Source organism: Fulvimarina manganoxydans (assembly GCF_900176465.1).
GTDB lineage: Bacteria > Pseudomonadota > Alphaproteobacteria > Rhizobiales > Rhizobiaceae > Fulvimarina > Fulvimarina manganoxydans.
Genome location: NZ_FWXR01000004.1, coordinates 102,007 through 120,910, shown reverse-complemented (window position 1 = coordinate 120,910; position 18,904 = coordinate 102,007). Strand labels below are relative to the sequence as shown.

Sequence of the window (18,904 nt, the reverse complement as noted above, 5' to 3'; positions counted from 1 at the left end):
GGCCTCAGCCGCCCTTCATCGGAGCGACGATCTCCACCCGATCGCCCTCCCCAAGCGCAGCGAGACCCCGCTCGCCCTTCGGCACGAAATTGCCATTCAGTGCCGTCGCGACGACAGCGTCGGCTAGGTCGAGTTCGCGGAGGAGCGCCGCGAGATCGCCCGCCTCGGAAGGTGTCGCTTCGCCATTGACGATCAGCTTCATGAGGCTTGCCTCCAGTTCGTTGTCTCAAAGGCTTTCGCGATATTGAGCGCTTCTTCCGCAAGGCTCGGCGCGAGCAGAAAGCCGTGGCGATACATACCGTTGAGGCGGATCACACGGCCGGATCGACGCGCCCTCGGCAGATTGTCGGGATAGGCCGGGCGCAGCCCCGCTCCGGTCTCGATGAGTTCGGCCTCCGCAAAGGCCGGATGGAGCGCATAGGCCGCATTCAGAAGTTCGGCGATCCCCCGCAAGGTGGGTCCGCGCCGATCGGCGCTTTCGACCATGGTGGCGCCTACCATGAAGAGACTCTCGCCCCTTGGCACGACATAGATCGGGCTGCGCGGATGAAGCAGGCGAATGGGCCGCGACAGCGTGAGCTCGTCGGTCTTGAGAATGAGCATCTCGCCCCGCACAAGACGCAAATCCGGCTCCTCATCGCTCAAGGCCGCGCCCCGGCAGTCAAGGACGACATCGGCAGACACCGTGGCAGGCTCAACCGCCATGCCGAAGCGAAGAAGGGGCGCCTCGCCGCTCTTAACGGTCATCAGCCGCGCGGCCAGTCGATCGAGCGCCATGCGCGGATCGAGATGGCCCTCACGGGCAAAGAACAAAGCTTCGGAAAAGCGGCCCGATAGATCGGGTTCGAGCGCGGCGATCCCTGGGCCATCCAACCGCTCGTGATCCCTGGTACGTCGGGCAAAGCGCTTCAAATCCGCCTGATCACGCCAAGGGGCGAGGACCAGCGTTCCCTTGCGCTTCAAGTCGATCGCCTGCGCGTCCCACCACTCGATTCCGGAAAGCCCGGGTTCGACGATCGAATCCTCGGCGCTTTCGGCTTCGCAAAATGGCGCTAGCATACCACCCGCCAGCCAAGAAGCCGCGCCGACGCCCAAGGTCTCCGCTCTCTCATAGACTGTAACGGCGTAGCCTGCTTCGGCAAAACGCGTCGCGGCGACGAGGCCCGTGACACCGGCGCCGAGAATGGCGATGCTCAAAGCCATGACGACGGCTCCAGCGCCGAACGCTGACCTCGCGATCCATGAAAATAGGAAAAGGCGCACAAAGCGTGATCTGAGACGTTCATCCATCCCTCCGCCGGCATAACCCGGATCAGGTTCATGAGGGTCGCGGTCGCCGCCGGGCTTGATGCCAGCCTGTCCGCCTCTCAGCCCCCTGCCGGGGCTCCCCTTGGTTCGCTACAAGATGTCGTGCGAGGCACCCCGAGTGTCAATGGGCTCTGCAACAGGCCGCTTCTCGTCGCTCGCATCGGCGACCGGCCGCTTCAGCGCTTCCAGCCGCTTGAGACGCCGCTTCTCGCGTCGCTTCTTGTCGAGACGAACGGCGCCGTGGCCCATCGAGCCGAACATCCAGCCCAAGGCAAAGCCGATCAATGTCAGGACGACCCCGTCCATGGTGACGGGAAGGGCCGGCCGATAATCTTCGAACGCGCGTTCCGCGATGTCCCAATCGGGATTTTGTAGAAAGACGACGGGGCGCAGGATCGGCGCCGTTTCGCGTAATTGGATATAGCGCGCCTCGACTGCCTCGGCTTCCGCGATCGTTTGCCCCATCTGCCGGCCCTGACCGGCAACGAAATCGTCCGGATTGCGGGTCAGGCGGTCGATGGCCTCGCCGCGTTCGAGGCCGCCAGCCCTAGCCTGTTCGTCGAACCGCTCGACAACCTCGCCCAGCGCATCCGCTGCGCCGCCCAGGCGCTGAAGATATTGCTGAGTGAATTCGAGAGACTGGCTGGCGACACCGGTCAGCGCAAGCGCCGCCAAGAGACGGCTCGCAACGGCGCCGATCATGGGCGCCGCCCCGCCTCAGCCTTTGGCCCGCATCGAGGCATATGCGGGCCGTCTCGCAAGGTCAGCGGTGCTTCGTGCCCTCGCCATAGAACATCTTTTCCCATTTCTTATGGGCCTTATAGCCTTCGCGAATGAAGGGCGTGAACATCGCCATGTTGAGTATGGCCTTGTTCGTCTGTTTAGCGGGAAAGTTCAACGGCTTTTCGAAGTCAACGAACAAGACGACGCGAACCTTGTCCGAATGGTTCCAGGCCTCGTGCTCATAGGCATCGTCGAAGATCAGCGCCTTGCCCTCTTCCCAATGGCAGGTCTGATCGTCGACCCGAATGCCGATCTTGTCCGGCTCATTGGGCACGAGAAGGCCAAGATGGAAGCGCAGCACGCCGTTATAGGGTCCGCGATGGGGCGGCAGATGCTTGCCCGGCTCGAAGATGGAGAACATCGCCGATTTCAGGCCCGGGATCTTCTGGAGGATGCGCCAAGTCTCGGGACATTGCTCGATCGCGCTTTCGGACTTGATCCCGTAGCCGCAGAGGAAGAACGTCTTCCAATTGTTGTCCGAAGAGATCGAGCGGACCTCGGACGAAATCTCATGGAAGGCCGGTAGATCGCCCTTGCGCACCAGGAGCTTGTCGAGTTCCTGACGAATGAGATGCCATTCGGCCTCGACCTCGCGGGCCCAGGGAAAGGCGTCGGTCGGAAAGACCGGCGGATTGCCGACGGCGGAATGCTTAAGATTGAGCCTCTCAGCCCGATCGACCAAGCCCTGAACGGCACGCGCCACGAACCCATCGCGGCTCATCGTATCTTCGAGACCTTTGGTCTTGAACTTCTGTTCGGCTGCCGTCTTGCTCATGTCGTCTCTACTCTGGTTACCGCAAACGTCTATCCGGTCTGCCGGAACGAACGCTCGATGGAAAGGTTCATCGAACCGTCACGAAGTTGCCTATCGAAGCCCATGCTTTGGTCTCATCACATGGCCTTGAGGCCCATGGGGTCGATTTGATGCGCCACTCACTGGAAGTCAAACGCGGAAAGGCCGGTGGCCATTTCGTCGAGCCCCAAAGGACGGGTGAGCGGCGGTTCGGCGCGCGCGAGACATCCCTGGCGTTCGCACAAGCGGCAGGACGGGCCGATGGGCGTGGAATGGGCGCGCCCGGCGGCGACGAGATGGCGTCCGTATATGGTTTCGTCTTTGAGCTGAAGATCGCAGCCGATCAGAATGGCGGTGCGTCGCGGGCGGTCTTCGAAGCCAGCCCTCAGCCCCTCCAGCGTGCGCGCGACCAGCAGGAAAGCGGTGCCGTCCGGCATTTCGGCGGCCTCGACGATCACCTGACCCGGCTGGGCGAAGGCCGCATGGATCGGCAGCTTGGGACACTCCCCGCCGAATCGCTGGACGGGAAAGCCGCGCGCGCCGCCCCGGCGGAAGCGATTGCCGGCATTGTCGACCTCCAGCATAAAGAATGGCAGGCCCGGAGCACCGGACCGCTGAAGCGTCGTCAGGCGATTGGCCGCCTGTTCGAAGGAGACCTGAAACCGGCTCGCCAGAATGTCGACGTCATAGGCAAGGCGCTGGGCCGCCTGATGAAAGAGGCCGTAAGGCATCACCAGCGAGTGGGCGGCATAACGCATGAGCTCGAAGCGTGCGAGGCGCTGAGCCTCGTTCGAGGAGAAGCTGAAGGTCTTCCCTTCGGCCTCGATCACCTCGGAGAGTGCGTAGCGGGCGACCTCCATGGCAATTTCGCGCTGCCGATCGGCGTGGGACAAACGCTCGGAGAGAAACAGCCGGCCGGAATGGCGGTCGAAGCGGCGACGCCAGTTGGGCATGGTCGCGACCGGCAGGACGCGCACGCTGATCTCGCGTTCGCGGCGAAGCCAGCCCTTTAGCGCGGCCGACAGATCATCGCCGGTCGTGACGCCGAGTGCGCCGTGGAAGGCTTCCGCCGCCGTTTCGATCTCGGCGAAGAAGTTCGGACGGGTTTCAAAGACTTCGTGGACCTCGTCGATCGGGAGCCGCGTTCCGGCGATTGCCGTTGCGTGGCCCTCCCGCGCAAGCAAGGCGGAAAGATCGGAGAGGCGCGTCTGCTGCTCGCGATAGGCGCGATAGAGTTTCAGGACGCCGGCCGAGACATTCGGCGCCGCGTCCGTGATCTCGGCGAGTTCCTGCTCGCCGGGAAGCTCTCCGGCCAAGAGAGGGTCGGAGAACATCGCCTTCAATTCATTGAAGACCTCACCGCGCCCGCCCTGCAGATCACCGGCATCGACCTCATAGGTCTCGGACAATTTCAGGATCAGCTGAACGGTCAGCGGCCGCTGATTGCGCTCGATGAGATTGAGGTAGGAGGGCGAAATGCCGAGGGCCTCGGCCATCGCCGTCTGGGTCAGGCCGAGAGAATTGCGGATGCGCCGGATGCGAGGACCGGCGAAGATCTTGTTCTCCGCCATGGCTCAGACCGCGCTCCGCCGAGCGATGCGCGATCCCTGGTAGGGCTTGAGAATCAGGGAATCAGGCAACCAGCTTCTGGCGCTTGGCGCATGCCGGCCCCGGTCCACGCATATAGTGGCGCTCGGGATGATAGGTCGGACTGAGGAAGGCCGCAGCCTGTTCCGCGAGGCGCATGAGGATGGCGAGCATGGTCCCAATTCCCAATTGGACACGTTTCGGAGGACGTCTACCAGGAGACTACGAAAACTCCGTTGCAAATGTGCAAATGGATATGCTTTCCGGCGGGTTTTTGACCAAGATTTCAGAGACATGAAAGACCGCGCCATCCTGTTGCATTTCAGTAACCCTACCGCCACCCTCCCATCTCAAGGACGGTGCGGACAGGGCACAGCTTTTGACAGCTTTTACAACTTGACCGCCCCGTTTTGTCAATCCCGCCACAAGCTGACCCGAATTCGCGGCACTTAGCCTCCGCCTGCCCTGTTCGCAGGCGCAATAAGGTGCAAACTCCTCACATGCAGGGCTTTCAAATTGAAGGCGACAGTGAAGACGAGCGTCGCCGGCAAGAAAGAGCGAATGAATCGCTTAAAGCGTGATGACCGATTTTTACAGACTATCGGGCAGCGCGCCGAAACGAGAGCGCGAAACGGCCAATTCGGTCGAATAGACGACAAAGGGAGATGGACCATGAGCGCAGTCATCGACATCAAGGACGAGCAGCAGCGCCCACGCACAAGGGTTCGCGAGCGCGCCGAGGAACAGTCCTCAGCCATGGAGGAAAGTCAGCAGACGGCGATTCGCATGCTCGCCAACGACCTGCACCGGCTGAACCAAGCCGTGATGCGGGCAGTCGAGGCCGGCGTTTCGGTCGAACTCGTGCGCTCGGCGCGCCATCATTCCGGTAATGGCAATTGGGGCGACCTGCTCATTCCCGTGGTCCTCAAAAGCGAGAGCTGATCGACGGTCGAGGTGGAACGAGCCGTGTCGGGCGGCATCCCCTCTCCTCGTCGGGATGCCAACCTCAACCCCGTCCGACACATCGACACATGCCTTGCACGTCAAAAGCGGACAGGCCAGAACGGGTCCATCGTTCCACGGGAGATACGACATGAGCGACAATCAGACTCAGCCTGGCGAGCGGCCGCGCACCCTCGTGCGCGAGCGGGCCGAAGAGCAGTCCAGTGCGATGGACGACAGCCAGCAGCAGGCCATCCGCATGCTGGCGAACGACCTGCATCGCCTCAATCAGTCGGTGATGAAGGCTGTCGAGGCCGGCGTCTCCGTGGAGCTCGTGCGCTCCGCGCGCCACCACTCCGGCAACGGAAATTGGGGCGACCTCCTCGTACCGGTGATCGTCAAGACCGCGGACTGACCGCTCGAAGCGCTCGGAAGCATTAAAGGGCGCCCGCCGGGCGCCCTTTTGCTTATCCTTCGGCCCGATACTCGCATGTATCCGCCTTGAAGGCGAAGACCTCGACCTCCTTGTCCAGCCCCCGCAAAGCGTGACGGCCGAGCGATTCGAGCGCCTGGAAGCATCCTGCCTTCTCGGCGAAGGCGCGCGAGACGAGAACGCGCTGCCTCAAGATCTTGGTCAGGCTTTCAAGCCGCGAGGCCGTGTTGACCGCCGGCCCGATGACCGTGAAGTCGAGCCGCTTGCGCGAGCCGATATTGCCATACATGACGTCGCCCACATGGACCCCAATTCCATAGTCCAGCGGCTCGCGACCGTCGGAGACGAGCCGTTCGTTGAGCGACGCCATCGAGCGCTGTGCTTCGGCCACCGCCTTGAGGAGATCGGCGCAGGCGCTCGGCCGATCCAGCGGAAAGATCGCCAGAAGACCGTCCCCGATGAATTTCAGGATCTCGCCGCCATGGGCCTCGATCGGCTCGCACATGGCGTCGAAATACCCGTTCAGGAGATCGATCACGTCGTCGCGCGGCCACAGCTCGGAGATCGACGTAAAATCGCGCATGTCGCAGACCATGATCGCCGCGGCGACCGTCGATCCGCTGCCGCGCGTAATCGCTCCGGCGAGGATCTGCTCGGCGGCGTGCGGTCCGACATAAGTTTCCAAAAGGGTGCGCGCGAGGCGATTCTTCAGCCTGACCTCGCTGGTCACCGCGATCGCCGGCACGAGATCGGACAGCATCTCGATATCCGCATCGGAAAAGCCGCCGGGCGCGTCGCTCGCAAAAGTCACCACATGCTGACGCCCGAGCGTATGCTCGATCGGCCAGGCGGCATAGTCGGTCAGCCCTTCCTGACGCAACGTGTCGAAGAGGTCGTAGCGATGTGAAGCGCTGGGACCGGTCAAACGCTCTCGCAAGAAGGCCGCGCCGCGGTGTATCTCGGCAACCGGACTGTCGTGATACTCCTTCCCATCCAGCGTTCCATGACCGAAGGTCTCGAGATCCATCTCTTCGACGCCCTTGCGCCAAAGAATACGCGCACCCTGCCATTGAGGGTGCTGAACGCGCAGATGAAGCGTCATACGCGCCACCGGGACGCCCATTCCGAGAAGCCGCTCGCACAACTCCTGAAGGATTACGTCGACAAAGCGCTCCTGATGGGTGCGCCGGATCAACCAGTCGAGAACCTCCGTCCGCTGCGACGGCCAGAATTCAGCTTCGTCCGATCCCAAGGAAAGGGCCGGCTCCACGCCCAAAGTGGAGAGCATCGTCGTGGTCATGTCGGCAAATTCCCTGTCGGTGGCCAGGTCGACCATCGTCGCCCCGGCGTTCCATTGCGCAATAAATAGGTGCAACAATGGCGTCCTCACAGTGGGCATCGATGATGGACACTGTGTCGACCGATCAGCCTTCGCTTGGCTCTGCCTGTCCGACATAAACCCGCCTCCCCGGAGAGAACCATTGGCGATCTGCACCACATGACGGAGCGGGGGCTTTGGTTGGTCTCTCCCGACGCGGCGCGTCGTGGAGCACCCATCGTTTGATCAAGGGCAAACGGCACCGCACTGATCGGCTGCAGCATCTCGGGAGTGGCCGCTTGATATTTCAGCCGGTCGGCATTCTCCAAGCTGCGAGCGACGGGACGAGCCCTTACTCTTTCCCGAGCGCCTGCTGGGTCCTCGTCGCGCCAAGCTCGATGACGTCGCGCATGGCGCGTCTGGCATTGTCTTCGTCGCCCGATTCGATGGCATCGACGATACGCCGGTGGCTCTTTGCAAGGTCCGTGATAAGTTCGGGATTGTCGGCGGGCGAGCTCAGCCGGAGTGCGATGGACAGTGCGGCCTCGATAAGGCCGCTCGTCGCGCGCATGAAGGGATTGCGCGAGGTGTCGGCAATCGCGATGTGAAAGTCGAGATCCACGTAGGCGATGCTGGCTCGGTCATGGCCGAGATCGCCGAGTTCGTCGACGATGGCATGCAGCCGTGCGATGTCCTCGGCGGTGGCGCGGCGGGCCGCAAGGGCTGCAGCCTCGGGCTCAAAGGCGAGGCGCATGGCCGCCAGATCCTCGATGAAGCCTTTGTCGAGCCCGGTCTCCACTCGCCAGCGCAAGACATCCGAGTCGAGAAGGTTCCACCGCTCAGGCTCAAGCACCTTGGTGCCAACTCGCGTCTTCGCCTCGATCAGGCGTTTGGCCGCGAGCGTCTTCATCGCTTCGCGCAGGACGGTTCGCGACACGCCGAAGCGTTCGCCGAGATCCTTGTCGCCGGGCAGGATGGTGCCGGGCGGAAAATAGCCGGAGACGATCTGGCGTCCGAGGCTCGCCACCACATGGGCGTGGCTCGTTCGCGAAGCGGCCTCGGGCGCGAGGGCCCGCAGGAGGCCAGTCATGCGTGCGCCGCAGCAGCGGCGTTGGCGCGCCGTTCGGTGAACCAGACCAAGCCGCGCTGGAGCACAATGAAACTGAACAGCAAAAGGCCGATCACGATTTTTGTCCACCAGCTCGAGAGAGTTCCATCGAATACGATATAAGTCTGAATCAGACCCATGACGAGGATACCGAGAAACGTGCCGGCGACAAACCCCGACCCGCCGGTCAGAATGGTCCCCCCGATGACGACCGCAGCGATGGCGTCCAACTCCACGCCGACGGCCGCGAGCGAGTAGCCCGCCGAGGTATAGATGGAGAAGACGATCCCTGAAATTCCGGCGAGGAAGCTCGACAGGGCATAGATGCCGATCGTCGTCGCCGCGACCGGCACGCCCATCAGCTCGGCCGACTGCACATTGCCGCCGATCGCATAGACATTGCGCCCGAAGCGCGTGCGATGGGCGAGGATCATGCCGCCGATAAAGACCGCCAGCATCACCATACCGATGAAGGTCAGGCGTCCGCCGCCGGGCATGCGGAAATATAGGCTCTGCAGCGTGTCATAGAGGGGTGCGTTGATCGGCACGGAGGCGGTGGAGAGCAGAAAGGCCATGCCGCGCGCAAAGAACATGCCCGCCAGAGTCACGATGAAGGCTGGCATGGCAAGATAGTGGATCATTGCCCCCATGGTCGCGCCGAAGGCCGTCACGATGACAAGGAGGAGGACGATCGCCAGAACCGGCGGGATGCCCCATTCGCCCATGCCGACCGCCAGAAACACGCCGCAAAAGGCGATGACCGACCCGATCGAGAGATCGATGCCGCCGGACAGGATGACGAAGGTCATGCCAACCGCGGCGATCCCGAGAAACGCATTATCCGTCAGGAGATTGCCGAGCACGCGCGTCGACAGCATGTTCGGGAACTGGGCGATGCACAGGGCATAAGCTAGGATGAAGATCGCCAGCGTCGTCAGAAGCGGAAGATAGCGGGACCCGATCATGATGCCTGTCTCCCCGGAGCTGGCTGTTGTCCTGCCGCCTCTTGCGAGGCCGAGCTGCGCTTGCGCCAGGCAAACGCCAGGAAAGCGCGGCTCGTTGGAGATTGCAGGACGAGGATGGCGACGATGATGACCGCCTTGATGACGAGATTGAATTCCGGCGGATAGCCCGAAAGCAGAATGCCGGTATTGATCGACTGGATGATCATCGCGCCGACCAGGGACCCGACGATCGAAAAACGTCCACCGAGAAGCGAGTTGCCGCCAATAACGACCGCGAGGATCGCGTCGAGTTCCAGCCAGAGGCCTGCATTATTGGCATCGGCGCCGCGAATGTCGGCGGCCGCGATCGTCCCGGCGATCGCGGCGCAAAAGCCCGACAGGGCATAGACGGCGAGAAGCAGGCCCGCAGTGCCGACACCCGAAAGATATGCGGCCCGCCGATTGACGCCGACCGCCTCGATCAACATGCCGAGCGCGCTGAAGCGCACGGCAAGCCCGACGGCCAGCGCGATGAGAATCCAGAGAACAACGGGCATCGGCACACCGAAGAGAATGCCGCTGCCTACAAAGATCAGACCCTGATCGTTGAAGGTCAGGATGACGCCTTCGGTGATGAGCTGAGCGATCCCGCGCCCGGCCACCATCAGGATGAGGGTTGCGATGATCGGCTGAATGCCGAGAAAGGCGACAAGGGCGCCGTTCCAAAGGCCACACACAATACCGGTGGCGAGCGTCAAAGCGAGCGTTGCGGGAAGGCCGTAGCCGCTCGTGATCAGGGCGGCGGCGGTCGCGCCGCAGATCGCCATGACGGCCCCCACCGACAGATCGATGCCCTTGGTGGCGATGACGAGCGTCATGCCGATGGCGAGCAAAGCCGTCGGCGCCCCGCGATTGAGAATGTCGATGAGGCTGCCATAAAGGCGGCCATTGGCGAAGGAAATGTCGAAGAAGCCGGGGGCGATGGCCGCGCACAGCGCCAGGATAACGGCGAGCGCCGCAATCTGTGGGGCAAGCCGGAGGAGACCGGAGCGAAGCGAGGCGTTCATGAGCGTGCCTCGCCGGTATTGTCGCCTTCGGCGGCCGCGATGGCGCGCATGATCCCGTTCGCGGACACGTCCTCTCCTTCCAGTTCTGCCACATGCTGCCGATCAGCCAGGATGCGCACGCGCGTCGCATAGGCGACGAGCTCTTCCAGCTCGGACGAGATCACGGCCAGCGCCATGCCTTCGGCGCAAAGCTCTTCGATCAACCGGATGATTTCGGCATGGGCGCCCACATCGATGCCTCTGGTCGGCTCGTCGAGAATGAGAAAGCGCGGATCGGTGGCCAACCAGCGGGCGAGGATCACCTTCTGCTGATTGCCGCCTGACAGGAACTTGATCGGCTTTTCACGATCGGAGGTGCGGATGTCGAGCGCTTCGATATAGCGATCGGCCAGCGCGTCCTGTTCGCGGCGCGAAAGCGGCTTGGCCCAGCCACGCCGAGCCTGGAGCGCCAACGCAATATTCTCGCGCACCGAGAGATCGTCGATGATGCCATCCTGCTTGCGGTCTTCGGGACAGAAGCCGAAGCCCTTGCGAATGGCATCGCGCGGCGAGCCCAGGCTGGTCTTGGCGCCATCGATCTCGATCGCTCCGGTGTCCGGCTCGTGAATGCCGAACATCAATTCGGCGCTCTCCGTCCGGCCCGAGCCGAGGAGCCCGGCAATGCCCAGGACTTCGCCCCGCCGCACCTCGATATCGAAGGGCGCGATGCGGCCCTTTTTGCCGACCTTTTTAAAAGCGGCGACGACCTCGCCCCTGACCTCGCTCGCGCGGCCATGATCGCCGCTTTCGGCGGACTCCAGTTCGCGCCCGAGCATCATCGAGACGAGTTCGATCCGCTTCAGGCTTTCGAGCGGGCGCGAGCCGACCAGCCGGCCGTTGCGCAAAACGGTCACGCGGTCGCAGATACGATAGACCTGATCGAAGAAATGGGTGATGAAGATGATCCCAAGGCCCCGCGCCTTGAGGTCGCTCAAGATGGCGAAGAGCCGGTCGACCTCCGCCGCATCGAGGCTGGCCGTCGGCTCGTCGAGGATAAGGACCTTACCGGAAATATCGACGGCTCGGGCGATCGCCACGATCTGGCGAACCGCGACGGAATAGGTCGACAGAAGCGCGGAGACGTCGATCGACAGGCCATAGCCTTCAAGGATCTCACGCGAGCGCTTGTTGATGGCGCGGCTATCGACAAGGCCGAAGCGCTTGGGCTCTCGGCCCAGAAACAGATTTTCCGCGACGGTCAGGTTCGGCAGGAGATTGACCTCCTGATAGACCGTACCGATGCCGAGCGACTGGGCGTCCATCACGTCGCGCGGGTCGATCGGCGCCCCGTCGAGGCTCACCCGCCCGTCGTCCCGGCGATAGGCGCCGGTGAGAACCTTGATCAGCGTGGACTTTCCGGCACCGTTCTCACCGAGCAGCCCGTGGATTTCACCGGCATGGAGGTCGAAATCGACGCCGTCCAGCGCGGTCACGCCATGAAAATATTTCGACAGCCCTCTCGCTTCGAGAAGGGCTCGCTCGGCCGCCATCGCGATAGTCTCCATGAATGAAGCCGGCGGGACCCCGCTGATACCGTCAGCCATTCAAGACAACGGGATAAGCTCAAGGAGGAGCACGCCCTCCGAAACAGGCTGACCGGCGAAGCGGTCGCCCGGCTATCACTGCCGAGCGACCGTCCGGGAGGATCGACGCTGCGATCAGTAGCCGAGGTTCTTCTTTTCCTCGTAGACCTTCATCGGATCGTCGGCCTGGGTATAGAGCTTGGATTCGGTCTGGATCCACTTCGGCGGCTCGGTGCCGTCGGCCTTATACTTCTCCAGAGCGTCGAAGGCCGGGCCAGCCATGTTCGGCGTCAGCTCGACGGTGGCGTTCGCCTCGCCATTGGCCATCGCCTGGAAGATATCCGGCACGGCGTCGATGGAGACGACGAGGATATCCTCGCCCGGCTTCAGACCGGCTTCCTTGATCGCCTGGATGGCGCCCACGGCCATGTCGTCATTGTGCGCGTAGAGAGCGCAGATGTCCTTGCCGCCATTTTCGGCCTTCAGGAAGCTCTCCATGACTTCCTTGCCCTTGGTGCGGGTGAAGTCGCCGGTCTGAGAGCGGACGATCTTGATGTTGTCGTGATCGGCAATAGCCTGCTCGAAGCCCTTCTTGCGATCGATCGCCGGAGAGGAACCGGTCGTGCCCTGCAGCTCGACCACGTTGCACTGCTCGTCGCCCACTTTGTCCGCGAGCCACTGTCCAGCCACATTGCCCTCATGGACGAGGTCCGAGGTTACGGCGGTCAGATAGAGATCATCCGGCGCGTCGATCGTGCGGTCGAGGAGAACGACCGGGATTTCAGCCTCCTTGGCCTCTTCGAGCACCTGATCCCAGCCCGTCGCGACGACCGGAGCGAGAAGGATCGCATCGACACCCTGGGCGATGAAGGAGCGGATCGCCTTGATCTGGTTCTCCTGCTTCTGCTGGGCGTCGGCAAATTTCAGATCGATGCCACGCTCTTCGGCCTGCTGCTTGGTCAGCGTGGTCTCGGCGGCGCGCCAACCGGATTCCGATCCGATCTGCGAGAAGCCAACCGTCATGTCGGCGGCGAGTGCGGTGGTGGTCATCAAGCCTGCAAGCGCGGCTGCGCCGACAAGGGTCTTCAGAATGCGCATCGAGTTTCCTCCCTGGAAAAGCTGGCCTCCAGACCAGCGAGTCGCAGGGTATTATAATAATACAAATGATGTCTAGCGGGTCCGAGAAAGAATCTAACGTCTGGTATCAGGTGCCTTCCGGAGACCGGTTGGCTCGCGGTCGGCGCGAACCGTCTCACGGCGCCACCGGCCGTATCCCAAGCGCAACGTCCTGAGCATTTCATAACGCTGCGGAACCAGGAGGCCTCGCCAACCCCCTGTTCCATCTTGACTTGTCGAGGCTTCAGGCCAAAGCGTTGCTGGTTCGTTTTTCCTCTGGACCTTTCCCATGAACGGGTTTCGGCATGTGTCCGCGGCCATGACGGCCGCAATCTTCGTCACCGCCTCGGCCCGAGCCGAGCCTGTGCCACGCGTCGCGCCGGCCGCAGGCTCGGTCATCGCGACGCAGATCGGCGAGGAGATCGAATTCGTCGACGCGCCGTCCTGGCGCAATGTGGAAGTGCTGCAGGACGTAAAGGCCGGCGACGTTTTGCGCACCAATGCGCAAGGCCAGCTGGCCATTCTCTTTTCCGACCAGACCCAGATTCGCGTCGCTCGCAATTCGACCCTCGTCGTGAAGGAGCGCATCCCCGGCGGTGATACGCGCCTCAGCCTCGAAGCCGGCCAGATCTTCGCGCGGGCCGCGCGCGGCGGACCGCAGGTCTATGTCGAGACGGCGGCGGCGACCGCCGCCATTCGGGGCACCGACTGGACGATGCGCGTCGATGGCGACAGAACGACTTTGAGCGTTCTCGAAGGCGCCGTCGAATTATCCAATCCGCAAGGGTCGGTGACCGTTCGCCAGGGCGAAGCCGCCGCCGCGACCCTCGGCTCGGCGCCGAGCAAGATCGTCATCATCGCCGACGATGTCCATGAACAGATGCTCGTCAATGTCACCGTGCGGGCCGCTTTCGAGGCCTTTCCCGTGGCGACGATGCAGGGCTCTTCTCTGTCGGCGGCCCGTGAACGGCTCAACGCGGTCCCGCTCACCAATCGGGGCGCGAGCGAGCGCGTTCTTGCCGCCGAGATCGCACTCGATCGAGACGGCATGGCGGCGGCGATCGAGGCCGTGCGGCAAGCGCGTCAGCTGCCGCTGTCAGTCAGTGAGGATGCCCGGCTGACCTTTGTCGAGGCGCTGATCGCCGGCCGTGCGGGACGCTATGGCGAGGCTGCGCGGCTCTTCGACAAGGCCCGCCCGCGTCTCTCGGGCGAACAGGCGATGACGGCGACCTATCAGTCCTATTTCGCCCGGTCCCTGGCCGATCCGACGCTCGCCCTGCCCCGCCCGCCACTCGATCGCTCGAACCGAATTTCGGTTGCAGGCGACGCTCTGATCACGGCAATCGTGGACTCGCCGCGAGCCGCCCTAGAAGCCATCAAGCTGGCCGAACCGCGCTTTCGCAACGATGCACTATTTCAGGCCTTCTTCGCTCAGATCGCCCTCATCGCGAGCGACTACGACACGGCGAAAATCGCCGTTGATCGGGCGAGCGCTCTCGATCCGGGCGATCCGGAAGTCCTCTCGACGCGCTCGGACTACAAGGCCGGCGTCGCCTTCGATCTCGAAGGCGCCCGAGCCGATGCGGAAGCCGCGCTCGCACTAGCGCCCGGCAGTTCCACCATGTGGAACAATTACGGGCTCATCCTCGACACACGCGGCGCCGACCGGGAGGCGGAGGCGGCCTTCCTCAAGGCCGTCGAGCTCGACCCTCTCGATCCGGTCGCCCTCGCCAATCTCGCCCTCTTCTATCTAGACCATGGGCGCATCGAGAAGGCGCGTGCGCTGATCGACCGGGCGCTCGAAGTCGACCCTGCTTTCGACGTCGCGCTCTTCGTTCGCGGCCGCCAGCACATGCTGGAAGGCGATCGCGAAGCCGCTCTCGATAGTTTCCTCAGGGCAACGACCGCCAATCCGGGATTTGCCAATGGGCTTCTCGCTCTCGGCGCTCTTCATGCGGCCGATGGCGAGATCGATATGGCCGAACAGGCCTTCGAGAATGCCGACCGCCTCGATCCCAACGCGCCGGAGATTCCGCAATATCGCGCCGCTCTCGCGCTCTATGAATATCAAGCCGATGAGGCGATCCGCTTCGCGCGCGAATCGGTGCGCCGGACGGAAGCACGCGGCGGCGATTATGAATCGATCCGCGCCACGCGCGACGGCGGCTCAATCGTCGGCAGTGCCTATCGCAATCTCTCGCTGAATGCCTGGGGCCGCTATTATGGCGATCTGACTTTCGACAGCTTCGAGTCCGGCGGCTATTTCGACCAGGCAATCGCCGGAACGGCGCCCGTCTTCGCTCTCGATCGCGGTCTGACGGTAGCCAATCCCGACAGCGGGACCGATTCCCGCTTTCTCTCGCTGCTCGCCCAGGGCCTCCTCTTCGACCCGTCCGGTCTGGTCGGATCGGAGCTCTCGCCGGCCTTTCTGGCAACACCCTTCTTCGAGACGAATTTGACGGGCGGCTTTCGCCACCGCGACGATCGGTTCGGCGGTTTCGGCGATGTGACGGTGCAGACGCTGGGCTATCTGCCGATACCCTATTCGCTTCTCGCCAGCGTCAGTTATGACCGGATCGGCTACGACTATGCCGAACAACGGGACAAGACGGTCAATGCGACACTCGGTTTCGGTCTGGAACCGACGCCCTACGACCGCATCGCTGCCTTTGGGACCGCTACGTTTTCCGATGGCGGGCTGGCACTTCCAACGGCACGCGAAACCTTCTTTGACCGAAACGGCTCCGATGCCGGAGTAGGCTTCATCGGCTGGAGCCACACCTTCGCCTATCACAACATCCTCAATGTCGCGGTTTTCGGGCAGACCGGAGCCCAGACACGTTCCCGCCTGCGCCCCGATCCCTATGTCGGTCTGTTTCCGACCATTTATGATTTCCGCACCGACGCCGATCAGGTGAAGGTCAGCGCGTCCCATCTCGTCGAACTTGGCGGCATCACCATGCGCTATGGCGGCGAGGTCGGCCGCAGCCGGCAGACCGTGAGACGCAATGTCGTGATCGAGGGCGAAGGCGAGCGGGCCGAAATCCTCGACGAGACGGATCAGGACAAGGTCGACAGGGCGCGCGGCTGGCTCGATGCGACGGTCGAGTTCACGCCGCATTTCCAGGCGGAAGGCGGCGTCTTCGTCCGCCATCGGGCCTCCGATGCCGGCGGCAGCGACGACGATATCGATGGGCGCATCGGCGCGGCCTTCATGCCGATCGACGGCCAGTGGCTACGCGCCGCTTATCTGCAGCAGCGGCCGGAGGATGATGGCGACACGCTCGCCCCGGTGGCCCTGCTCGGCCTGCGTGCCAACGCAATCCCGTCCGCCGAACGCGTGGAAAGCGCGATTGTGCGTTGGGACAGCGAATGGTCGCCCTGGTTCTTCACGGCACTCGATTATCAGCATCAAAAGCTTGAGGACCTGTCCCTGTCGATCCCCAATTACGACGCGGGTATCCTCATCGAAGACGGAACGATCGACCGGATCGCGGCCTCCGCCGATATCTGGATCGGCGACGGGCTCGGGGCCTCGCTCACCGTCGCGCGCAATTTTTCCGAAGGCAGCCTGCTAGGGACCGAATCCCGCCTGCCCTATGTGCCCGACTGGAATGGACGCCTAGCATTCACCTATGTCGATCCACGCCGTTTCACACTGACGCTCGCCGAAACCTATCTGGGTGATCGTCTGTCTTCGGAGAACGGGCTCGTTCTCGACGACGCGTTCGTCACGGACATCTCGGGCAGTTGGGAGAGCGAGAACCGACGCATCCGTATCGATGCCGGCGTCTACAACATTTTCGACGAGGCGATCGAGGTCGCGCCGCTGGTCCCGACCGCCGGCCGCATGATCACCGCGAGCGTGAAGGCGCGGTTCTGAGCGTGACGCAGGAGACGGTGTCCGCCGGGCGAGCTTCCGGCCATCGCCCCGGCCGGTTGCCCTGGCGCTTTCGCCGTCGCGCTGATCGCCAGCCGGCGGAGACGTCGAAGGGCCGGCGACGGCTCGTCGAAACCCTCGTCGTCGCCGTGATCGCGATTGCCGCCGCCCTGTCTTTGTCCATGTGGCAGCCCTTCCGCATGGCCGAGGCACGCTATTTCGATTATGTCGTGCCGCTCTTCGCACCTGACCTGCAGGCCTTGAGCGAGGAGGACGGCGGCGTCGTGATCGTCGCGATCGACGAGCCGTCTTTTGCCGAGATCGGCCTGCAATGGCCCTGGCCCCGCGCTTTGCATGGGCAGCTTGTCGAAGCGTTGCGAAACGCCGGGGCGAAGGCCGTCGGCCTCGATCTGATCTTTGCCGAACCGTCGAGCGAAGGCTCCGACGAGGCGCTGGCGGCCTCTCTCGGACCGGACGTCGTCTTGGCGGCCGACGAGAGCATCATCGAAACGCCGCATATGAGCCAGCTCGTGCGCACCGAGCCGCTGCCGATGTTTCTGGCCAAAGGCGCCCGTGCAGGACTTGCCTCCGTCGTCCTCGACCGGGACGGTGTCCTGCGCCGCATCCCGGCCTTCCCGGACGGCTTTGCGGCCGAGATCCTGACGGCGGCTGGCGAGAGCCCGCAGCTCCCGCTGGTAGAAGCGGCTGGCCGCATGGTCCAGACGATGGGACCCGCGCGCTCCTATCCGACCATTTCCTATTACCAGGCGCTCGACCCTAAGAGTTTCCTGCCGCCGGATTTCCTGAAGGACAAGATCGTTCTCGTCGGTCGAAGCCTGCAGATGTCCGTTGCTTCCGAGGTCGGCGGCGTCGACAGTTTCGCCAGTTCCGAGACGGCTCGCGACGGCTTTCTCGTGCCGGGCGTCGAGATGCAGGCGACGATCCTCGACAACCTTCGCCACGGCCTCTCCTTTGGCTGGGCGAGCACAACGCAGAACGCCCTTCTCATCGCGTTGTTCGGCGCGCTTGCGGCGGCACTCGCCTGGCGTCCGGCCGACCTTTGGACGCTAGCCGGCGCTCTCGCTCTCATCCTCGTCGTTGTCGCGGTCGATCTTCTGGCTCTGCAAGGCTTTCGCCTCTTCCTGCCGCCGCTAGCGCCTTCCCTCTGTATCGCCGGCGTCCTCGCGCCACTCGCGGCGCGCGACATCGCCGAGGAGCGGCGCATGCGCCGGGACGTCACCCGCGCCTTCGGCCATTATCTCGCGCCGGCCATGGTCGATAAGCTGGCCCGCGATCCGAAGGCGCTCAAGCTCGGCGGCGAAAGGCGGGAGCTGACCATCCTTTTCAGCGACGTGCGCAACTTCACTGTCCTTGCCGAGTCCATGAAAGACGAGCCGGAGCGCCTGACACAGCTGATCAACCGCCTGCTGACCCCATTGTCCGACGCGGTGCTCGAACGCGGCGGCACGATCGACAAATTCATCGGCGATTGCATCATGGCCTTTTGGAACGCGCCGTTGGACGATCCGGATCATGCGCGCCGTGCGGTCGAGGCCGGGCTCGCCATGCTGGCCTCCGTCGAGGGCGTCAATCGGGAGCTGCGAGAGGAACTCGGCGAGAGCGCGCCGGCTCTCTCCATCGGCGTCGGCATCAATAGCGGCATCTGCGTCGTGGGAAATATGGGCTCGTCTCGCCGCTTCGACTATTCGGTGCTCGGAGATGCCGTGAACTACGCTTCACGGCTTGAAGGCGCGTCCAAGAGCTGTGCCGTCCCGCTGCTTCTCGGCGAGACCACAGCGACGCAACTCGCAACGACGATGCGCCCGGTCCTCGTCGATCGCATTTCGGTCAAGGGCCGCAGCGGCGTTGCGCCGGTCTATACGGTCCTTTCCGGCGCTTCCCCGACATCGCAAGAGGTCGCAAGCTTCGATGCGGCCGTCGAACGGCTTCTGACCGGCGAGGAGGCAGCGCAGGCCGGAGCCAAGATGCGCCAGGAGCTCGAGGACCTGCTCGCCCGCATTGCCGAGCGCGAGAGGCAGCGCCGCAGCGCATCGATGGTCTGA

At 63.5% G+C, this 18,904-nt stretch carries 16 protein-coding genes and 1 riboswitch; of the genes, 4 read left to right on the top strand and 12 right to left on the bottom strand.

The window, feature by feature from the left end:
• Positions 1 to 4: 4 nt before the first annotated feature.
• The 6 genes from thiS to B9A15_RS23615 all read right to left on the bottom strand — a co-directional run bounded on the left by thiS (position 5) and on the right by B9A15_RS23615 (position 4,645).
• Positions 5 to 202, bottom strand: coding sequence for a sulfur carrier protein ThiS (gene thiS / locus B9A15_RS06635; protein WP_084409264.1), 198 nt, complete (start codon positions 200 to 202; stop codon positions 5 to 7).
• Entirely contained in the window at positions 199 to 1,197 is a 999-nt protein-coding gene (locus tag B9A15_RS06630; RefSeq protein WP_139798262.1) for an FAD-dependent oxidoreductase, read from the bottom strand. The genes thiS and B9A15_RS06630 overlap by 4 nt, the downstream gene beginning before the upstream one ends.
• Before the next feature lie 75 nt (positions 1,198 to 1,272).
• Positions 1,273 to 1,401: riboswitch (TPP riboswitch) on the bottom strand.
• The gene (locus B9A15_RS06625) at positions 1,399 to 2,010 is read right to left on the bottom strand and encodes a DUF2937 family protein (protein WP_084409263.1); all 612 of its coding nucleotides are present in this window, start codon (positions 2,008 to 2,010) and stop codon (positions 1,399 to 1,401) included. (Overlaps the previous riboswitch by 3 nt.)
• A 61-nt stretch (positions 2,011 to 2,071) precedes the next feature.
• On the bottom strand, positions 2,072 to 2,866 hold the full coding sequence (locus tag B9A15_RS06620) for an aspartyl/asparaginyl beta-hydroxylase domain-containing protein (protein ID WP_084409262.1): 795 nt from the start codon (positions 2,864 to 2,866) through the stop codon (positions 2,072 to 2,074).
• Positions 2,867 to 3,024: 158 nt separating this feature from the next.
• Positions 3,025 to 4,455, bottom strand: coding sequence for a short-chain fatty acyl-CoA regulator family protein (locus B9A15_RS06615; RefSeq protein ID WP_084409261.1), 1,431 nt, complete (start codon positions 4,453 to 4,455; stop codon positions 3,025 to 3,027).
• A 61-nt stretch (positions 4,456 to 4,516) separates the two neighbouring features.
• Positions 4,517 to 4,645: a hypothetical protein gene (locus tag B9A15_RS23615; RefSeq protein ID WP_273505034.1), complete on the bottom strand. Its 129-nt coding sequence runs from the start codon at positions 4,643 to 4,645 to the stop codon at positions 4,517 to 4,519.
• Between the two features lie 498 nt (positions 4,646 to 5,143).
• Here B9A15_RS23615 and B9A15_RS06610 point away from each other — a divergent pair, with 498 nt between their 5' ends.
• The gene (locus B9A15_RS06610; RefSeq protein ID WP_084409260.1) at positions 5,144 to 5,413 is read left to right on the top strand and encodes an SMc00767 family acetate metabolism repressor; all 270 of its coding nucleotides are present in this window, start codon (positions 5,144 to 5,146) and stop codon (positions 5,411 to 5,413) included.
• Positions 5,414 to 5,564: 151 nt separating this feature from the next.
• Entirely contained in the window at positions 5,565 to 5,828 is a 264-nt protein-coding gene (locus B9A15_RS06605; RefSeq protein ID WP_084409259.1) for an SMc00767 family acetate metabolism repressor, read from the top strand.
• 52 nt (positions 5,829 to 5,880) lie between these two features.
• Here the strand turns inward: B9A15_RS06605 and B9A15_RS06600 are convergent, their stop codons facing one another.
• The 6 genes from B9A15_RS06600 to ytfQ all read right to left on the bottom strand — a co-directional run bounded on the left by B9A15_RS06600 (position 5,881) and on the right by ytfQ (position 12,943).
• Positions 5,881 to 7,146 (bottom strand): adenylate/guanylate cyclase domain-containing protein, encoded by a 1,266-nt coding sequence (locus tag B9A15_RS06600; protein WP_139798243.1) that lies wholly within the window; start codon positions 7,144 to 7,146, stop codon positions 5,881 to 5,883.
• 370 nt (positions 7,147 to 7,516) lie between these two features.
• Entirely contained in the window at positions 7,517 to 8,254 is a 738-nt protein-coding gene (locus tag B9A15_RS06595) for a FadR/GntR family transcriptional regulator (protein ID WP_084409258.1), read from the bottom strand.
• Positions 8,251 to 9,234, bottom strand: a complete 984-nt coding sequence (gene yjfF, locus B9A15_RS06590; protein WP_139798261.1) for a galactofuranose ABC transporter, permease protein YjfF — start codon at positions 9,232 to 9,234, stop codon at positions 8,251 to 8,253. Before yjfF ends, B9A15_RS06595 begins: the two co-directional genes overlap by 4 nt.
• Entirely contained in the window at positions 9,234 to 10,283 is a 1,050-nt protein-coding gene (locus B9A15_RS06585; RefSeq protein WP_084409256.1) for an ABC transporter permease, read from the bottom strand. The genes yjfF and B9A15_RS06585 overlap by 1 nt, the downstream gene beginning before the upstream one ends.
• Positions 10,280 to 11,827, bottom strand: coding sequence for a galactofuranose ABC transporter, ATP-binding protein YtfR (ytfR, locus tag B9A15_RS06580; RefSeq protein ID WP_244556817.1), 1,548 nt, complete (start codon positions 11,825 to 11,827; stop codon positions 10,280 to 10,282). The genes B9A15_RS06585 and ytfR overlap by 4 nt, the downstream gene beginning before the upstream one ends.
• Before the next feature lie 153 nt (positions 11,828 to 11,980).
• Positions 11,981 to 12,943 (bottom strand): galactofuranose ABC transporter, galactofuranose-binding protein YtfQ, encoded by a 963-nt coding sequence (gene ytfQ / locus B9A15_RS06575; protein ID WP_084409254.1) that lies wholly within the window; start codon positions 12,941 to 12,943, stop codon positions 11,981 to 11,983.
• Positions 12,944 to 13,250: 307 nt separating this feature from the next.
• Between ytfQ and B9A15_RS06570 the strand changes: the two genes are divergently transcribed.
• On the top strand, positions 13,251 to 16,844 hold the full coding sequence (locus B9A15_RS06570) for a FecR domain-containing protein (RefSeq protein ID WP_084409253.1): 3,594 nt from the start codon (positions 13,251 to 13,253) through the stop codon (positions 16,842 to 16,844).
• Between the two features lie 2 nt (positions 16,845 to 16,846).
• Positions 16,847 to 18,904 (top strand): CHASE2 domain-containing protein, encoded by a 2,058-nt coding sequence (locus B9A15_RS06565; protein WP_280173781.1) that lies wholly within the window; start codon positions 16,847 to 16,849, stop codon positions 18,902 to 18,904.